17 protein-coding genes are annotated in these 18,198 nt (G+C 71.7%); 3 read left to right on the top strand and 14 right to left on the bottom strand.

Annotated elements, in window-relative coordinates; translation table 11 throughout:
- Nucleotides 1-41 precede the first annotated feature (41 nt).
- Nucleotides 42-296 carry an ATP-binding protein gene (locus N6H00_RS17065; RefSeq protein WP_268972593.1) on the top strand — a complete coding sequence of 85 codons (255 nt, stop codon included), beginning with the start codon at nt 42-44 and terminating at the stop codon, nt 294-296.
- Between the two features lie 119 nt (nt 297-415).
- Here N6H00_RS17065 and N6H00_RS17060 read toward each other — a convergent pair whose 3' ends face one another.
- From N6H00_RS17060 to afsQ1, 5 genes are all read right to left on the bottom strand, one after another.
- Entirely contained in the window at nt 416-619 is a 204-nt protein-coding gene (locus N6H00_RS17060) for a PspC domain-containing protein (protein ID WP_268972591.1), read from the bottom strand.
- An 83-nt stretch (nt 620-702) separates the two neighbouring features.
- Entirely contained in the window at nt 703-1,284 is a 582-nt protein-coding gene (locus N6H00_RS17055; RefSeq protein ID WP_268972590.1) for a VanZ family protein, read from the bottom strand.
- Between the two features lie 107 nt (nt 1,285-1,391).
- Entirely contained in the window at nt 1,392-2,006 is a 615-nt protein-coding gene (locus tag N6H00_RS17050; RefSeq protein WP_268972588.1) for a hypothetical protein, read from the bottom strand.
- Entirely contained in the window at nt 2,003-3,520 is a 1,518-nt protein-coding gene (locus tag N6H00_RS17045; protein WP_268977006.1) for a sensor histidine kinase, read from the bottom strand. The genes N6H00_RS17050 and N6H00_RS17045 overlap by 4 nt, the downstream gene beginning before the upstream one ends.
- A gap of 178 nt (nt 3,521-3,698) precedes the next feature.
- On the bottom strand, nt 3,699-4,376 hold the full coding sequence (gene afsQ1 / locus N6H00_RS17040) for a two-component system response regulator AfsQ1 (protein ID WP_268972586.1): 678 nt from the start codon (nt 4,374-4,376) through the stop codon (nt 3,699-3,701).
- Nucleotides 4,377-4,578: 202 nt separating this feature from the next.
- On the opposite strand from afsQ1, the gene N6H00_RS17035 reads away from it, so the two are divergent.
- The gene (locus tag N6H00_RS17035; protein ID WP_268972585.1) at nt 4,579-5,361 is read left to right on the top strand and encodes a SigE family RNA polymerase sigma factor; all 783 of its coding nucleotides are present in this window, start codon (nt 4,579-4,581) and stop codon (nt 5,359-5,361) included.
- Between the two features lie 136 nt (nt 5,362-5,497).
- On the opposite strand, the gene N6H00_RS17030 is transcribed toward N6H00_RS17035, so the two are convergent.
- The 7 genes from N6H00_RS17030 to deoC form a co-directional block, all read right to left on the bottom strand.
- On the bottom strand, nt 5,498-6,193 hold the full coding sequence (locus N6H00_RS17030; RefSeq protein ID WP_268972583.1) for an ATP-binding protein: 696 nt from the start codon (nt 6,191-6,193) through the stop codon (nt 5,498-5,500).
- 10 nt (nt 6,194-6,203) lie between these two features.
- Complete coding sequence (locus N6H00_RS17025; RefSeq protein ID WP_268972582.1) at nt 6,204-7,556, bottom strand: MFS transporter; 1,353 nt, start codon at nt 7,554-7,556, stop codon at nt 6,204-6,206.
- A gap of 96 nt (nt 7,557-7,652) precedes the next feature.
- Nucleotides 7,653-8,573, bottom strand: a complete 921-nt coding sequence (locus N6H00_RS17020; RefSeq protein WP_268972581.1) for an amidohydrolase family protein — start codon at nt 8,571-8,573, stop codon at nt 7,653-7,655.
- A 40-nt stretch (nt 8,574-8,613) separates the two neighbouring features.
- A complete protein-coding gene (locus N6H00_RS17015; RefSeq protein ID WP_268972580.1) occupies nt 8,614-9,639 on the bottom strand; it encodes an amidohydrolase family protein in 1,026 nt (341 codons plus the stop codon).
- A 135-nt stretch (nt 9,640-9,774) separates the two neighbouring features.
- Nucleotides 9,775-10,650 (bottom strand): aldehyde dehydrogenase family protein, encoded by an 876-nt coding sequence (locus tag N6H00_RS17010; RefSeq protein WP_268972579.1) that lies wholly within the window; start codon nt 10,648-10,650, stop codon nt 9,775-9,777.
- Nucleotides 10,647-12,131 (bottom strand): aldehyde dehydrogenase family protein, encoded by a 1,485-nt coding sequence (locus N6H00_RS17005; protein WP_268972578.1) that lies wholly within the window; start codon nt 12,129-12,131, stop codon nt 10,647-10,649. Before N6H00_RS17005 ends, N6H00_RS17010 begins: the two co-directional genes overlap by 4 nt.
- Nucleotides 12,132-12,137: 6 nt before the next feature.
- Complete coding sequence (deoC, locus tag N6H00_RS17000) at nt 12,138-13,133, bottom strand: deoxyribose-phosphate aldolase (protein ID WP_268977004.1); 996 nt, start codon at nt 13,131-13,133, stop codon at nt 12,138-12,140.
- Between the two features lie 92 nt (nt 13,134-13,225).
- On the opposite strand from deoC, the gene N6H00_RS16995 reads away from it, so the two are divergent.
- Nucleotides 13,226-13,882 carry a PH domain-containing protein gene (locus N6H00_RS16995; protein WP_268972577.1) on the top strand — a complete coding sequence of 219 codons (657 nt, stop codon included), beginning with the start codon at nt 13,226-13,228 and terminating at the stop codon, nt 13,880-13,882.
- 139 nt (nt 13,883-14,021) lie between these two features.
- Here the strand turns inward: N6H00_RS16995 and N6H00_RS16990 are convergent, their stop codons facing one another.
- Complete coding sequence (locus tag N6H00_RS16990; protein ID WP_268972576.1) at nt 14,022-15,719, bottom strand: phospho-sugar mutase; 1,698 nt, start codon at nt 15,717-15,719, stop codon at nt 14,022-14,024.
- Nucleotides 15,720-17,343: 1,624 nt separating this feature from the next.
- Nucleotides 17,344-18,165, bottom strand: coding sequence for a purine-nucleoside phosphorylase (locus N6H00_RS16985; RefSeq protein WP_268972575.1), 822 nt, complete (start codon nt 18,163-18,165; stop codon nt 17,344-17,346).
- Nucleotides 18,166-18,198 lie beyond the last annotated feature (33 nt).

Genomic DNA, 18,198 nt, shown 5'->3' with positions numbered 1-18,198 from the left:
TTCCGTATCGGTCAAGCCCCCGTCTCAAGGACAGATTTCTGATGAAGCAGGGAACCCTCAAGACTCTCGGTGTCATTGCCCTCGGTGCCGCCGCCGTCATCGCCGGAGGCAGCGCCGCGTCCGCGGCCGGCAGCGCGCCGGTCCCCGGCGGTTCCGCGGGCCATGCCGCCCCGGGGCAGCCCGCCGCCAAGCCCGCCGCCAAGCCCGCGGCCCCCGCCGCCCAGAGCCGGCCTACTCAGAGCCTGCTGAGCGGGCTCAGCGGTCTGCCGACCAGCAACCTCCTCAAGCTGGGCTGATCCTCCGCTCGGACATCCGGCCGGGCCCACACCCTCAAGGGATGTGGGCCCGGCCGTTCCGTACGCCAGGGCGTCCCGCCGCCCCGGACAACCGTCGACGAGCAGCCGCCCGCGCCGGGTCACCACGCCTCGCGGTAGCCCTCCTCCGCCGGAAGCAGCACCCACAGCGCGAGGTAGAGCAGGAACTGCGGCCCCGGCAGCAGACACGAGACCACGAAGAGCACCCGCATCGTCGTGGAGGTGGTCCCGAAGCGCCGGGCGAGACCGGCGCAGACACCGGCGATCTTCTTGTCGTGGCGGGGGCGGACCAGCGGTGCGGCCATGATGGGAATTCCTCCTCGTCGTCGGGTGTGCTCGGAAGTTGTCGGGTGTGCTCGGGAAGAGCAGGTTCCCGATGTCCTCAACGCTATGTCCGCGTGCTGGAGGAGACGTCGCTCCACGGTGCGATCCCGACCCTGGGAATCGTCGGGGTCGCGGCCTGGACGTCGTCGTCCCGCAGGACGGCACCGGCCCGGCGCCGGTCGGCCCGGCGGCGGAGCCGCACCCGGACGGCGGGGACCACCAGCAGATGCGCGAGCGCGACCCCGACGGTGTTCAGCAGCACCGCGTCCACGTTCATGATCTGCCCGGTCACCTCGCTGCGCAGCAGCGCCACCCCCAGGGACACCATCGCCCCGGTGAAGGCCGTACGGATCAACGAGGCCAGCGGATACGCCTCCACCCGGCCCCCCGCCAGCGGCAGCAGCACCCCCAGCGGCGCGAGCAGCAGCAGCCCGCCCCCGATGGAGCGGACGGCCTCCCACGGGCTGAGCGCCAGATCGGCGCGGATGGTGGCCAGCGGTTCGAGGGTCACGGCGGACACCCAGGGGACGTTCACCGGTCGCAGGGTCAGCCAGCAGACGAACGCCAGGTGTGCGACGAGGAGGACGAAGCCCGCGACGCGGTAGCGGAAGGCGGCCCTGCGGCCGGAAGGACCCTGCACGACCATCAGGACGCCGGGTGCGGGGGTCGTGGTTCCGCCCGTGCCCCGCTGGTCAGCACCTTGTTACCGACTGGTCGCCGACCCGGGACGGGACGGTGCCAACCGGTGACGGATCAGGACACCAGGACCCCGGAGTTGACCGCGGTGCCGGGATTGCGGCGCATCTCCTCGGTGCACTGGTACGCCTTGAGCGGGTCCCGCTGGCTGTCCGGTCCGCCGAGCACCACCTTGCCGTCCTCGTCGGCCACCGTGGTGTCCGCGAAGGTACAGACGATCTGGGCGAGCGCGAGCGACTGGATCTCCTCCGGCGGCCGGTTCAGCCGCAGCGCGCGGTCCGGGTCGTCCTGGGCCGGACCGGAGATCTCCACCCAGTCCTCCACCGCGGTGGAGAACCCGGCCGCGGACTCCGCCGCCGTCGGCGGCAGCCGCAGCTGCTCCAGCAGCGCGGTGGCGACCTGCACCGGCTTCGGCGAAGCCTTCTCGTCGCCCAGCCGGGCGGTCCGGCTCACCGACAGGATCCGTGAGGAGCACAGCAGATAGATCCGTACGGAGACGTGGCCCGCCCCTTCGGCGGTCCGCTCCGACTCGGGCGTCCGGCAGGACGCCCGCGAGGGCGCGGGCCCGGCGTCCACCGGCACCGAGGTGCCGCGTATCCCGCATCCGGCCGCCAGCAGCGCGACCGCGCCGGTCAGCAGGAGAGCGGCCGACCGGCTCCACCGCCCGCTCATGACCCGCCCTCCTTGCCCCGGCCCTTGGCCGTGCCGTCGCCCTTGGCGCCGCTGTCGCCCTTGCCGTCGGGCTCGTCCCCGGCCCCGTCGGCGACGATCCGGGAGGCGTCCATCGGCAGCCGCAGCGTGAAGACGGCCCCGCCCTCCGCGGAGTTCGCGGCGCTGATGTCGCCGCCGTGGATATGCGCGTTCTCCATCGCGATCGACAGCCCGAGCCCGCTGCCCTCCGAGCGCGGCCGGGACGCGCTCGCCTTGTAGAAGCGGTCGAAGACGTGCGGCAGCACATCCTCGGGGATGCCCGGACCGTGGTCCCGGACCTTGATCAGCAGCTCTTCTTCGTCTTCCGTTTCCGTGCGCACCGAGACCCGCACCGGCGAACCGCCGTGCTTGAGCGCGTTCCCGATCAGATTCGCCAGGATCACATCCAGCCGCCGGGGATCCAGCCGGGCCACGATCCCGCGCGCCGCGTCCAGCTCCACCGCGTCCAGCCAGGCACGCGCGTCGATACACGCCGTCACCTGGTCGGCGACGTCCACGTCGTCGAGCACCAGCCGGGCCGTGCCCGCGTCGAAGCGGGTCACCTCCATCAGGTTCTCCACCAGGTCGTTCAGCCGCCGGGTCTCGCTGACCACCAGCTGCACGGCCGGAGCGATCATCGGGTCGAGCGAATCGGCCTCCTCCTCCAGCACCTCCGTGACGGCCGTGATCGCGGTGAGCGGGGTGCGCAGCTCATGGGACATGTCCGCGACGAACCGCCGGCTGGACGCCTCCCGCGCGGACAGCTCCGCCACCCGCTTCTGCAGCCGCTCCGCGGCCCGGTTGAAGGTGTGGGAGAGATTGGCCAGCTCATCGGAGCCCGAGACCTGCAACCGGGTGTCGAGATGCCCCTCACCCAGCCGGTGCGCCGCCTCCCCGAGCCGCTGCACCGGCCGCAGCACCGTGGCCGCGGCGGCCTGTGCCAGCAGCGCGGCGCCGATCAGCGCGAGCGCGGTGGCGATCCCCAGCGACCAGGCCAGGGAGTTCAGATCCTGGCGCTCGGTGTCCAGGGACTTGAGCAGGTAGCCGGTCGGCCCGCCGCCGTTCACCGTGGCCCCGCCGACCAGGTACGGGGTGCCGTCCAGCGTGATCCGCTGCCAGTAGAGGTGGTACGGGGAGGTGTTCCCCTGGTCCACCGAACGCTTCTGGTCCACCGCGTGCCGCAGCGACGCGGGCACCACGTCGAGCGTGAACAGATCCTTGTCCGAGGCCGCGGAACAGCTCTTGCCGTCCGCGGTCCGGCTGATCAGCAGCACCTCGTACTTCTGGGTGTTGTCCGCCATACGCAACGCGGCGTCCCGCAATTCGGTACAGGTGGGGCGGGAGGGCAGCGGGTCGGTGTCGTCCTTCAGCGCTTTGCGGAACTCGTCCAGCGTCGCGTCCTGGGTGCGGGTCAGCACCGCGTCACGGTTCAGCCAGTACGCGATGGCCGACGCGGACACGGCGGCGGTCAGGGCCACCAGACCGAAGACCAGCATCAGCCGCAGCCTGAGGCTGAACCACCGCAAGAGCCCCGCGGCCCAGCCCCGGGCCCGACCGGGCTCGTCGCTCACTGCGCTCAACTCCGTACTTCTCCGCCCCCGTATGCGCCCAGCGCGCTCGCTGGGGGTGTGGGCATCGTGGTCGGGTGCGGGTGGGTGGCCGCACGTGCGTGGCTCATTGTGGCGCGTCCAGCCGGTACCCCACCCCGCGCACCGTACGGATCAACGTCGGCGACGACGGCACGTCCTCCACCTTCGCGCGCAGCCGCTGTACGCACGCGTCGACCAGCCGGGAGTCCCCGAGGTAGTCGTGCTCCCACACCAGCCGCAGCAGCTGCTGCCGCGACAGCGCCTGCCCCGGCCGGCGGCTGAGCTCCAGCAGAAGCCGCAGTTCGGTGGGGGTGAGCTGAAGATCCTCGCCGTTCTTGGTGACCGTCATGGCGGCACGGTCGATCAGCAGGTTGCCGAAGACCGCGGAGTCGGTGGCCTCCCGCTCGCCGCGCCGCAGCACCGCGCGGATGCGGGCGTCCAGCACCCGGCCCTGCACGGGTTTGACCACATAGTCGTCGGCACCCGATTCCAGGCCGACCACGACGTCGATGTCATCGCTGCGCGCGGTCAGCAGGATGATCGGCAGCTGGTCGGTACGGCGGATCCGGCGGCACACCTCGAAGCCGTCGATCCCGGGCAGCATCACATCCAGCACGATCAGGTCCGGCCGCTGCTCACGCAGCAGCTTCAGGCCGTCCTCGCCCGTCGCCGCGGTCGCCACACGGTGGCCCTGGCGGGACAGCGAGAGTTCGAGGGCCGTGCGGATGGCGTCGTCGTCCTCGATCAGCAACAGGAAAGGCACGTTGGTCATTCTGGCCTACAAGGGGCCTGTAGTTCGACCGTCGGGGGTTCATCGGCGCGATCCCCTGTGACGAGGCTGTGACAGTCGGCAGACACCCCCATGAAACTGGCCCGGCAAAGTCTTCTGTGCACCGGGCGGAACACCACCGGCCCGGGGCGGCAAGCAGCGAACCGATCAAGGCTCCACCGACGGGGGCGCGACCATGAGCACACTGCACTTCACTCACACCAGCGCAGTTCGCACGCGCCTCCACGACGCCGGTCGGGGCAACGAGAAGTCCGGTGCCGTGAGCGGGCGGGGGTGCGCTCGCGGCGCCGGGCGTCAGCGGCCTCCTTACATGGTGGCCATTGACGCGATCACGGGGGACAAGGAGGCCGGGCACGGCCTCGGGGGGGACAACGGGGGTCCGGGGGGACCCGGGGGGAGCTCGTACGGGGAGGCAGAGGGGGAGCGGCGTACCGCGTCGGAGGCGGAGTTCACCGCCTATGTCCAGGAGCGCCGCGCCTCCCTGTACGCAACCGCCTACCACCTGACCGGGGACCGCTTCGAGGCCGAGGACCTGCTCCAGAGCGCGCTGTTCTCGACCTACCGGGCCTGGGACCGGATCAGCGACAAGGCGGCGGTCGGCGGCTATCTGCGCCGCACCATGACCAATCTGCACATCAGCGCCTGGCGTCGGCGCAAGCTCAACGAGTACCCGACGGAGGAGCTGCCGGAGACGGTGGGCGACCAGGACGCGATGCGCGGCACCGAGCTGCGCGCCGTGCTGTGGCAGGCCCTGGCCCGGCTGCCCGAGCTCCAGCGCACGATGCTGGTGCTGCGCTACTACGAGGGCCGGACAGACCCGGAAATCGCCGACATACTCAACATCAGTGTCGGAACGGTCAAAAGCAGCATCTGGCGCTCGCTGCGCCGGCTGCGCGAGGACGAGACCCTCAGCTTCGGCCGTGACCAGGAGGAGTCCTTCGGCGAGCTGGTCGCCTGACGGCGGCGGGACGACCGAAGGCGGAGAGAAAGGAAAAGGGGGGAACGGGGGAAACAGGAAAAATCGGGGGAACACGGGGGAAATGGGTGCGAGGCCGGACAGTCCAGGGGGGATCTGTCCGGCCTCGCACCTGTTGTCAGGCGGGTGTCTTCTGGGCGGCGGGGCCCGGGGCCGGGATGCGTGGTCCGGCCGCCGCGGCCGCTATCCGGCCCATCGCCACGTCCTTGCCGCACGCGTACGCGCCCAGGGCCGTCTGCCGGGCCACGATGCCGCGCTCCGCGCGCATCAGCCGCCAGCCGCGCCGCACCAGATACGGCGCCGACTTACGGCCCTCCCGCAGGTCGCGCAGCAGCCTGCGCCGGAAGGTCGTGGACGGACGGCCGCGCAGACAGAGCGCGTCCGCGAGCACCCCGAGGTCGGCACACCGCCCGATGATGTCGGCGGCGAAGATGCCCTCGGCGATGAGCAGTGGTGTCTGCCCGATGTCCAGCGACTCCTCACCGACGCGGGAGCTGGTGGCGATGTCGTACAGCGGCACGGTGGCCCGTGACGTACGGCACAGTGCCTCGATCGCCGCGACCGCCGCGTCCGCGTCCCAGGACAGTGGTGAGTCCCAGTCGGCGCCCCCGCCGCCGGCGAGTTGGGGGAGCGTCGGGTCGTCGGCCTCCTTGTAGAAGTCGTCGAGGGTGAGTACGGGCAGCCCGGTGCGGGCCGCGAGCGACGACTTTCCCGAGCCGGAGGGGCCGGAGAGCAGGACGACGCGGGCGGAAGGCGGTTGGCTGGTCACGGAACACCAGTGTGACGCATCCTTACGCCCGCGTGACCCCCACATGACGACGCCGTCAGACGACCGCTCGGGGCCGTTCCGCCGCCGCCGTCCGGGCCGGACGGGTCCTGGGGCCGAAGATCGCCAGGGCGACGGCGCCCAGGATCCAGGTGGCCGCGATGAACAGGAAGACGCTCTGATAGCCGGTGCGGTGGTAGAGGCCCGCGATGATCAGCGGTCCTGCGGCGTTCGAGAGGCGGCCGAGCCCGTAGGAGACGCCCGTCCCCAGCGAGCGGCTCTGGGTGTCGAACAGCTCGGGGGAGTAGGCGTACCCCAGGGCCGTGTAGCCGCGCTCGAAAAAGTTCACCAGGAAGCCGAAGACCACGATCAGGATCGGGTTGAAGGTCAGTCCGTACAGCAGACCGCAGAGCGCGATCACCGTGCCGAAGGCCACCAGACACCATTTGCGCTCGAACCGGTCGGTGACCAGGGCGGCCAGCAGTGAGCCGAGCGGGGCGCCCACGGTGGTGAGGGCCACGTAGAAGACCGACTTCTCGACGCTGAAGCCCTCCTTGGCCAGCAGGGTGGGCGCCCAGCTCGAGTAGCCGAAGAAGCCGATGGTCTGGGTCACCCACACCACCGCGAGCAGAACGGTCGGCCCGAGGTACTTCTTCTTCAGCAGCAGGCGCGGCGACGCCTTGGCGGGCCGTGCCTCGTCGATCGGCGGCGGGGCCTCGGGGAGCGGGCCCTTCTCCAGGGCGACCTGGGCCTCGATCTCGGTGAGGATCGCGTCCGCCGCGCCGTACTCGCCCCTGCTCTCGTGCCAGCGGGGGGACTCCTTGAGGTGCCGGGTGAAGAAGACGAAGAGGAGGCCGAGGGAGCCCCACAGGTAGACCAGCCGCCATGACCAGTCGGTGAGCGGTACGACGGCGCTGGCGATGAGGTTGGTGGCGGGGGTGCCGCAGATGCCGATGACGATCGCGTACGCCTGGTACTTGCCGCGTACGGCGGCCGGATAGACCTCATTGACGTAGATGACCGCCACGACGGTCATCGCGGCCAGCCCCGCCGAGGTGAGCACCCGGAAGACGCCCATCGAGACGATGTCCCAGGAGAAGGCCGAGGCCAGGGAGAAGACGCCGAAACACAGCGTGGTGTAGATCAGTGCGTTCTTGCGGCCCCACCGGTCGGCGATGGTGCTCGCGACGACCGAGCCGATGAACATGCCGACGAACGACAGCGAGGTCACATAGGCGACCTGGTCCACCGTGATGCCCCACAGGTCCACGAGCTGGGGGGCGGTGGTCGCGAAGGTGTTGATGTCCGCGAACTCGAAGAAGTAGGCGAAGGAGACGGCCAGCAGGGTGATCTTGTGAAACCGGGCTATGGGGAGTCTGTTCAGCCGGTTCACCGCATTGGAATGGTGCATGTGCGGCCCTTGTGAGGAGAGGCGGGAAACGGGGAGGGGGAGACCGGGGAGACACCTGGGGGAGGGGAGGGGGCGGAGCGGGGGAGGGGGCAGGGATCAGGCGGTTTCGCCGGGCCAGTAGAGCCTCATGGGGTTGTCGACCAGCAGCTTCCGCTGCTGCTCGGCGGTGACCGCCACCTGGGGCACGTAGTCGACCAGCAGCCCGTCGTCCGGCATGTGGTCGGTGAGGTTGGGGTGCGGCCAGTCCGTGCCCCACAGCACCTGGTCGGGGAACTCCTCGACCGTGCGGCGGGCGAAGGGCACGACATCGGTGTAGGGGTGGCGCTCCGCGTTCAGCGCGGCGGGACCGGTGACGCTCAGGCGCTCGGGGCAGGTCACCTTGACCCACACCTCGTTGCGCTCGACGAACCGCAGGAAGCGGGTGAAGTCCGGTCCCTCGGCCGGCCGGGTCACATCCGGCCGGCCCATGTGGTCCACCACCAGGGGGGTGGGCAGTGAGCCGAAGAAACGTTCCAGCTCGGGCAGGTCGTTGCTCTCGAAGTAGAGGACGACATGCCAGCCGAGCGGGGCGATCTTCTTGGCGACGGTCATCAGGGCGTCCTGGGGCGCGGCATCGGCCAGGCGCTTCAGAAAGGTGAAGCGCACCCCGCGCACCCCCGCCGCGTCCAGTCGGCGCAGCTCGGCGTCGGTGACGTCCGGGCGCACGGTCGCGATACCGCGCGCCCGGCCGCCGGACGACTGGACGGCGTCGACCATGGCGCTGTTGTCCGCCCCGTGGCAGGTGGCCTGGACGATCACATTGCGGCTGACCCCGAGGTGGTCGCGGAGGGCGAAGAGATCGTCCTTGCCGCCGTCGCAGGGGGTGTACTTGCGCTCGGGGGCGAAGGGGAACGCGGCCTGCGGACCGAAGACGTGGCAGTGGGCGTCGACGGTGCCCGGCGGGAGGGTGAAGGCGGGCTCGGACGGGTTGGCGTACCAGTCCAGCCAGCCCGGGGTCTTGGGGGAAAGGGTGCTCATGAGGGCTCCTCCGGGCGGATGCGCGGCCCTGCGGTGGCCATCAGCGGTCCTGCTTCTTCAGCAGCGCGTCCAGGCGAGGGTAGACAGTGCGGGCGTTACGTTCGAATATGTCGGCCAGATCCTCCGTGGAGAGCCCGGCGGCCTCGGCGTAGCGGCGGGTGTCGTCGAAGTGCCGGCCGGTACGGGGGTCGACGGAGCGCACGGCGCCGATCATCTCCGAGGCGAAGAGGATGTTCCGGGCCGGGATGACCTCGTAGAGGAGGTTGCTGCCGGGCTGGTGGTAGACGCACGTGTCGAAGAACACATTGCCCAGGACGTGCTCCTCCAGGGCCGGCTTGCCGAGCGCCATCGCCAGGCCGCGGAACCGGCCCCAGTGATACGGAACGGCACCGCCGCCATGCGGGATGATCAGGCGCAGGGTGGGGAAGTCGGCGAACAGGTCGCCCTGCACCAGCTGCATGAACGCCGTCGTGTCGGCGTTGAGGTAGTGCGCCCCGGTGGTGTGGAACGCGGGGTTGACGCTGGTGCTCACATGCACCATCGCCGGGACGTCGTACTCCACCAGCTTCTCGTAGACGGGGTACCACGAGCGGTCGGTCAGCGGCGGGGCCGTCCAGTGGCCGCCCGAGGGATCGGGGTTGAGGTTGACCGCCACGGCCCCGTACTCCTCCACACAGCGGATGAGCTCGGGCACGCAGGTGGCCGGGTCGACGCCGGGCGACTGCGGAAGCATCGCGGCGGGGACGAAGCGCTCCGGGTAGAGCCGGCTGACGCGGTAGCACAGCTCGTTGCAGATGGCCGCCCACTCGGCGGAGGTGCCGAAATCACCGATGTGGTGGGCCATGAAGGACGCGCGCGGCGAGAAGACGGTCATGTCGATGCCGCGTTCGTCCATCAGGCGGAGCTGGTTCGGCTCGATGCTCTCGCGCAGCTCGTCGTCGCTGATGCGGAGGTCGGCGCGGGCGGGGGAGAGAGCGGGGTCGGTGAGTCCGTTGATCTGCTGGGTGCGCCATGCCTCCAGCGCCGGCGGCGCGGTGGTGAAGTGGCCATGGCAGTCGATGATCATTCGCTGTTGTCCTTCGGTGGCGTGGGGTCTCTCGCAACCTAACTGTTGATGAAATTGTTGACAATATGTGCGACGAAAAAGACCCCCGCGATGTCCGGAAGCCACGGACGCCGCGAGGGTCGGGGAGGGGCTCGATCAGACGCCCATCGGATGCCAGACGGTCTTGGTCTCCAGGAAGGCGAGGAGACGGCCGGTGCCGGGGTCGGCCGCCCAGTCCACAGCCTGTGGACGGAGGACGCGCTTGAGGTTCTCCGCGGCGGCCTTCTCCAGCTCCACCGCCAGCTCCGCATCCGCGCCGGCCAGGTCGATCGCGTTGACGTCCTGGTGCGCGGCGAGCGGGGCGGCGATCTCCGCGGTCCTGCCGGAAAGCAGGTTCACCACCCCGCCGGGCAGATCGGAGGTGGCCAGGACCTCGGCGAGGGAGAGCGCGGGCAGCGGGGCGCCCTCGGCGGCGACGACCACGGTCGTGTTCCCGGTGACGATCGCCGGGGCGATCACCGACACCAGGCCGAGAAACGAGGATTCCTGGGGCGCCAGGAGCGCGACCACGCCGGTCGGCTCGGGGGAGGACAGGTTGAAGTACGGCCCGGCCACGGGATTGGCCGACCCGGCGATCTGGGCGATCTTGTCGGACCAGCCCGCGTACCAGACCCAGCGGTCGATCGCGGCGTCCACGGCGGCGGTGGCCCCGGCCCTGCTCAGCCCCTCGCCCTCGGCCACCTCGTGGATGAACTGGTCCCGGCGGCCCTCGAGCATCTCGGCGACGCGGTAGAGGATCTGGCCCCGGTTGTAGGCGGTGGCCCCGGACCAGCCGCCGAACGCCTTGCGCGCGGCGACGACCGCGTCCCGGGCGTCCTTACGGGAGGCCAGCGGGGCGTTGGCCAGCCACTGGCCCTTCGTGTCGGTCACCTCGTACACCCGCCCGCTCTCGGACCGGGGGAACTTGCCCCCGACGAACAGCTTGTAGGTCTTGAGCACGGAGAGTCGGTCGTTGCGGTCAGACTGCTTCATCGGTCGCGCTCTCCTTCTCGCTCGCTGCGCTCGCTCGTCGGTTCGGCTGCTCCGGCGAGGTACGCCTCCAGGCCGTGGCGACCGCCTTCACGGCCGTATCCGGACTCCTTGTAGCCGCCGAACGGAGAGGCCGGGTCGAACTTGTTGAAGGTGTTGGACCAGATCACACCGGCCCGCAGCTTGTTCGCCATGGCCAGGATGCGCGAGCCCTTCTCCGTCCAGATGCCCGCCGACAGGCCGTAGGGGGTGTTGTTGGCCTTGGCCACGGCCTCGTCGGGGGTGCGGAAGGTCAGCACCGACAGCACCGGGCCGAAGATCTCCTCACGGGCGATCCGGTGGGCCTGGGTGACGCCGGTGAAGAGGGTGGGCGCGAACCAGTAGCCGTGGCTGGGCAGTTCGCACTCCGGCGCCCAGCGCTCGGCCCCCTCGGCCTCGCCCGCGTCGGCCAGCGCACGGATACGGGCCAGCTGCTCGGCGGAGTTGATGGCCCCTATGTCGGTGTTCTTGTCCAGCGGATCGCCCACCCGCAGGGTGCGCATCCGGCGCTTGAGCGCGTCCAGCAACTCCTCCTGGACGGACTCCTGGACCAGCAGGCGGGAGCCCGCGCAGCAGACATGGCCCTGGTTGAAGAAGATGCCGCCGATGATGCCCTCGACCGCCTGGTCGATGGGGGCGTCGTCGAAGACGATGTTCGCGGCCTTGCCGCCGAGCTCCAGGGTGACCTTCTTCCGCGTACCGGCGACGGAACGGGCGATGGCCTTGCCGACCTCCGTGGAGCCGGTGAAGGCCACCTTGTCGACCCCGGGGTGGGCGACCAGCTCGGCGCCGGTCGAGCCGTCGCCGGTGACGATGTTCACCACGCCCTTGGGCAGCCCGGCCTGCCGGCAGATGTCCGCGAAGAACAGGGCGCTCAAGGGCGTCGTCTCGGCGGGCTTGAGGACGACCGTATTGCCGGTGGCGAGCGCCGGGGCGACCTTCCAGGCCAGCATCAGGAGCGGGAAGTTCCAGGGGATGACCTGACCGGCCACGCCCAGGGGCCTGGGGTCGGGTCCGTAGCCGGCGTAGGCCAGCTTGTCGGCCCAGCCCGCGTAGTAGAAGAAGTGGGCCGCGACCAGGGGCAGATCGGCGTCACGGGACTCACGGATCGGCTTGCCGTTGTCCAGCGACTCCAGGACGGCCAGCTCGCGGGAGCGCTCCTGGATGATCCGCGCGATGCGGAAGAGGTACTTGGCGCGCTCCGAACCCGGGAGCGCGGACCAGGTCGCGAACGCCTTACGGGCGGCCTTGACGGCGCGGTCGACGTCCTCGGCGCCTGCCTGGGCGACCTCCGAGAGGACCTCCTCGGAGGAGGGGGAGAGGGTCTTGAAGACCTTGCCGTCGCCCGCCTCGCCGAACTCCCCGTCGATGAACAGCCCGTAGGACGGGGCGATGTCGACGACCGCGCGGGACTCCGGCGCGGGTGCGTACTCGAAAACTGGCATGGCGTATCAGTCCACCGTCACGTAGTCGGGACCGGAGTACCGGCCGGTGCTCAGCTTCTGGCGCTGCATCAGCAGATCGTTGAGCAGGCTGGAGGCGCCGAAGCGGAACCACTGCGGGGAGAGCCACTCCTCGCCCAGCGTCTCATTGACCATCACCAGGTACTTGATGGCGTCCTTGGAGGTGCGGATGCCGCCCGCGGGCTTCACGCCCACCTGCACACCGATGGCGGCGCGGAAGTCGCGCACCGCCTCCAGCAGGACGAGGGTGACGGGCGGGGTCGCGTTGACGGCCACCTTGCCGGTGGAGGTCTTGATGAAGTCCGCGCCCGCGAGCATCGCCAGCCAGGAGGCGCGGCGGACGTTGTCGTACGTCTGGAGCTCACCGGTCTCGAAGATGACCTTGAGGTGGGCGGCGGTGCCGTCCTCGCGGGCACAGGCGTCCTTCACCTGCCGGATCTCCTCGAAGACCTCGAGGTAGCGGCCGGAGAGGAAGGCGCCGCGGTCGATCACCATGTCGATCTCGTCCGCCCCGGCGGCCACCGCCTCCCGGGTGTCGGCCAGCTTGACCGGCAGCGCGGCCCGGCCGGAGGGGAAGGCCGTGGCGACGGCGGCCACCTGGATGTCGCTGCCCCCCAGGGCCTCCTTGGCGGTGGCCACCATGTCGCCGTAGACGCAGATCGCAGCGACCCGGGGGACGGTGCGGTCGGTGGGGTCGGGGTTGAGGCCCTTGGCGCACAGGGCCCGGACCTTGCCCGGGGTGTCCGCGCCCTCCAGGGTCGTCAGGTCGATCATCGAGATCGCCAGGTCGATGGCGTACGCCTTCGCCGTGGTCTTGATCGAGCGGGTGCCGAGGGTCGCGGCACGGGCCTGGAGGCCGACCGCGTCGACGCCCGGCAGGCCGTGCAGAAAGCGGCGCAGGGCGCTGTCGCTCGCGGTCACGTCCGCCATCGACGCGAGTCGCTCCGCGGCCTCTTCGCCGTATGCGGGAACTGTGGTGGGCATGGTCACCAGATGAGCATATCTACGCGCGTAGCCGGATGTCACCCCCGGCTTCGGAATCCCGTGGACCGGACGGGTGGTGCACAATCGGGCGCATGACGAGCCCGGACGACGACGCAGCCCCCGCCGCCTCCCCCGCCCCCGAGACGTACCCGGACCGGGTCTACCGCTCCACCGGCGGGATCGCGGGCGGCGTGCTGCTGCTCGCGGTCGGCGGCTGGCTGGGCATCGACGCGATGATCCGGGGCGAGGGGCGGATTCCGTGGCTGGCGCTGGCCGGGCTGCTGTGCGCGGTACCGGTGGTGATCGCCTTCACGGTGCGCCCGGCGGTGTACGCGGGGCAGGACCGGCTGCTCGTCCGCAACCCGTTCCGCACCATCACGCTGCCCTGGGCCTCGGTCGAGGGCCTGCGCGCCGGCTACACCAGCGAGGTGCTGGCGGGCGGGGCCACGTACCAGCTGTGGGCCATCCCGGTCTCCCTGCGCCAACGCAAGCGGGCCGCCCGGCAGCAGGCCAGGGCGGCCTCCGAGGACCCCTTCGGCAGTACGTCCGCCCATGTCGCGGCGGGCAGGGCCGAGGAGGACCGGCGGGCCCCCTCCGACGCGGCGATCGGCGATCTGCGCGAGATGGCCGAGACCAACGCCCAGCGCGAGGGCGCCCAGGGGGCGCCCGAGGTGCGGTGGGCGTTCGAGGTCATCGCGCCGACGGTGGCGGGGGCGGTGCTGCTGGGGGTCATGCTGGCGATCGGCTGAACCGGCCTTCGGCCGGACCGGCTTCCGGTTGCCCCGGCTTGCGGCTGAACCGGCCTTCGGCTGCGCCGGCCGCCCTCGGCCGAACCGATCTCCGGTCGGACCGGCCCTCGGTCGGACCGGCCCTCCGCCGGACCGGACCTCAGATGCCGGTCGCGGCCGAGAGGTCCTTCTTGAGGCTGGACAGGACCGACTCCGCCGTGGCACGGGCCGGGGCGAGCGCGTCGGCGGAGGGGACGTCGACGACCGCTTCCAGGTAGCACTTCAGCTTCGGCTCGGTGCCGCTGGGGCGGACGATCACGCGCGCGCCGCGGACGTTTCCGTTGCCGGCGAGCTGATAGCGCAGGCCGTCCGTCGGCGGCAGCGTCTCCGTCCCCTGCGACAGGTCCTCCGCCGAGGTCACGGCGAGCCCCGCGAGTTCGGTGGGCGGCTGTTCGCGCAGCCGCTTCATCGCGGTGCCGATCAGGGAGAGGTCCTGGACGCGGACCGACAGCTGGTCGGTGGCGTGCAGACCGTGGGCGATCGCGATGTCGTCCAGCAGGTCACCGAGGGTACGGCCCTGCTCCTTGAGCTCGGACACCAGCTCGGCGACGAGCAGCGCGGCCGTGATGCCGTCCTTGTCGCGTACGCCCTCCGGGTCCACGCAGTAGCCGAGCGCCTCCTCGTAGGCGTAGCGCAGCCCGTCCACGCGGGCCAGCCACTTGAAGCCGGTCAGCGTCTCGGCGTACGGCAGCTCGGCGTCCGCCGCGATCCGGGAGAGCAGCGACGAGGAGACGATCGTGGTCGCGACGGCGCCGCGGGCGCGCTTGTGGACGAGGTGGGTGGCGAGCAGGGCGCCGACCTCGTCCCCCCGGAGCATGCGCCAGTTGGCGACGTCCGTGGGGGCCGTGGGATTCGTGGTCGTCGGTACGGCGACGGCGCAGCGGTCGGCGTCCGGGTCGTTGGCGATGATGATGTCCGGAGCGGCCTTGCGGGCCGTCGCGAAGGCCAGGTCCATCGCGCCCGGCTCCTCCGGGTTGGGGAACGCGACGGTCGGAAACGCCGGGTCGGGCTCGGCCTGCTCGGGGACCACGGTGGGCGCGGGGAAACCGGCGCGGGCGAAGGCGGCGGTGAGCGTCTCGCGGCCCACGCCGTGCAGCGGGGTGTAGACGACGCGGGCGTTGCGCGGGGAACCCGGGGTGAGGACGGCGTCGGTGCGGGCCAGATACGCCTCGAGGACATCGTCGCCCAGCGTCTCCCAGCCGGTGTCCGGGCGGGGGACGTCGTTCAGGCTGCCGATGGCGGCGATCTCGGCGGCGATCTCGGCGTCGGCGGGCGGGACGATCTGGCGGCCGTCGCCGAGGTAGACCTTGTAGCCGTTGTCGCGGGGCGGGTTGTGGCTCGCGGTGACCTCGATGCCGGCGACGGCACCGAGGTGGCGGATGGCGAAGGCGAGGACGGGGGTGGGGAGGGGGCGGGGCAGGAGCGCGGCGCGGAAGCCGGCACCGATCATGACGGCGGCGGTGTCGCGGGCGAAGTCGGCGCTCTTGTAGCGGGCGTCGTACCCGATGACGACGAGGCCGTCCTGCTGCTCTTGCCCCGCTTGCCGCTGCTTGCGGAGGTAGGCGGCGAGACCGGCGGCGGCGCGGATGACGACGGCGCGGTTCATGCGCATGGGTCCGGCACCGAGCTCACCGCGCAGACCGGCGGTGCCGAACTGGAGCGTGCCGGAGAACCGTTCGGCGAGCTCGTCGAGCGCGTTGGCCCGGAGCAGCTTGCTGAGCTCGTCGCGGGTCTCGGGGTCGGGGTCCTCGGCGAGCCATGTGCGGGCCTGGGCGATGAGGTCGGACTCCGTGGCCATGGGGGGCCTCCTGGGGGGTGGTCGTTTTCGGGTGCGGATGCGGGTGCGGGTGCGGGTGCGGGTGCTTGGTGGTTGCCCGGGGGCGGGGTTGCCCTGGGGTGCGCGGTCGGTTGTGTGGGTGGGTGCGGGTGCGGGGCCTCCGGGGCGGGGTCCTGGACCGTATATTTACGGCGCCGACGACAGTTGAGCGTGGGGTGGGCCGGAGATTGGCGCCACAAATACACGTAAGCGTCCAGGACCCCGCCCCTCCGACCCCGCCCCCTCCCGTCTCGCCGGCGACCGCCCCCCGGTGGTCCCCGGCGCCGTCCGGTGCCGGGTCCGCCCGGTGGCGCGGGTGCCGGGCGGGGGTGGGCAGGTCCCCGCTTCCCTCCCGTCTCGTTGGCGTCCGCGCCTGGGTGGTCCCTGGTGCTGTTCGGTGTGGGGTCTGCTCGGTGGCGTGGGTGCCGGGTGGGGGTGGGTGCGTCCCTGCCTCTCGCGTCTCGTTGGCGTCCGTGCCTGGGTGGTCCCTGGTGCTGTTCGGTGTGGGGTCCGCTCGGTGGCGTGGGTGCCGGGCCGGGGGTGGGTAGCTGTCCTCTCGCGTCTCGTCGGCGTCCGCGTCTCGGTGGCAACGAGCGCCTGCCCGATGGCGTCAGCTTCGCGAGTGGGTGCGGTCCGGCGCTCCTCTCGCCCTCCTGCGGCTCTCCGCCAGTGGCACTGGACCCGGCCGGCGGTCGTGCCCCGACGCGGTAGCTGGTCCTCCTCTCGCAGGCTCTGGCCCGTGGCAGGGCCATCGGGGGGAGTGCTCGTCATCGGACCCATCCCCGCCCAGTACCCGTGCCACCCGGCAGGTGCCCGATGCCACCGGCGGGGGGTCGCCGACGGACGGGTGCGGCGGGGCCGTACCCGTCCCGTCCAGCGCCTGCGCCGCCGGGGGCCGGAGACGAGGCGGGTGGGTGCGGGGTGGCGCCCCCAGCGCCTGCGCCGCCGGGCGTACCCGGGCCGGACAGGTGCCCGGGACCACGGGGTGCGGTTGCCGACGAGGCGGGTGGGTGCGGGGGCGCACCCCGCGCCGCCGGACGAAGCCGCCACCGGGCAGGTGCCCGGGATCACCGGCGGGGAGTCGCCGACGAGGCGGGAGGGGGCGGGGTCGCACCCGCCCCCGGCACCCGCGCCGCCGGGCGGACCCGGCACCGGACGGCGCCGGGGGCCACCGGGGCGTGGTCGCCGACGAGGCGGGAGGGGGCGGGGTCGCACCCACCCCCGGCACCCGCGCCACCGGGCGGACCCGGCACCGGACGGCGCCGGGGACCACCGGGGGGCGGCCGCCGGCGAGACGGGAGGGGGCGGGGTCGGAGGGGCGGGGTCCTGGACGCTTACGTGTATTTGTGGCGCCAATCTCCGGCCCACCCCACGCTCAACTGTCGTCGGCGCCGTAAATATACGGTCCAGGACCCCGCCCCGGAGGCCCCGCACCCGGCACCGCCACGTAAGCGGCCGCGCACCCCGGGGCAACCCCGGTTCCGGGGGCCCCGTGCCCGCCTGCGCTGCGCTGTTCAGTTGGCAGAGGGGTGAGTACCCGCGCAATGCGCCGTGACGCCGCCGCGCAGGAGTCCCAGCCCCGGAGTGGGTCGCCCGGCCGGCGAGGTCATAGGCGGTCGAGGACCTGGGCGAGCAGGCTGCCCATGCGGGAGGCGGAGTCGCGGCCGGCCTGGAGGACCTCCTCGTGGTTGAGGGGTTCGCCGGTCATGCCGGCCGCCAGGTTGGTGACCAGGGAGATGCCGAGGACCTCCGCGCCCGCCTCCCGCGCCGCGATCGCCTCCAGGGCGGTGGACATCCCCACCAGGTCGGCCCCCAGCGTGCGGGCCATGTTGATCTCGGCGGGAGTCTCGTAGTGCGGCCCGGGGAACTGGGCGTAGACGCCCTCCTCCAGGGTCGGGTCGACCTGCCGGCACAGGGCGCGCAGCCGCGGTGAGTAGAGGTCGGTGAGGTCGACGAAGTTGGCGCCCACGATCGGGGAGGTGGCCGTGAGGTTTATGTGGTCGCTGATCAGTACCGGCTGGCCGGGGTGCATGCCCACGCGGAGGCCGCCGCAGCCATTGGTGAGGACGATGGTCTTGCAGCCGGCGGCGACGGCGGTGCGGACACCGTGCGCGACGGCGGCGACACCGCGGCCCTCGTAGTAGTGCGTACGGCCGAGGAAGACCATCGCCCGCTTGTCGTTGATCCGGTACGAGCGGATCCGGCCCGCGTGGCCCTCGACGGCGGGCGGCGGGAAGGCGGGCAGCTCGGTGACGGGGAACTCGTGCTCAGGTGTCCCGAGAGCGTCGGTGGCGGGTACCCAGCCGGAGCCCAGGACCAGGGCGACGTCATGGGTATCCGCGCCGGTCAGCTCGCGCAGGCGGGTGGCGGCGGCGTCGGCCGCGGCGTGCGGGTCGTCCTGGTTGTCCCAAGTAACTGATGCGTTCACGCGCACGAGGGTAGCCGGTTGTGGCCTACGCGC

The organism is Streptomyces sp. S465, from assembly GCF_026898115.1.
Classification (GTDB): Bacteria; Actinomycetota; Actinomycetes; order Streptomycetales; family Streptomycetaceae; genus Streptomyces; species Streptomyces luomodiensis.
Note: the sequence above shows the minus strand (reverse complement) of the source record. Positions and strands in the feature narration are given on the sequence as shown.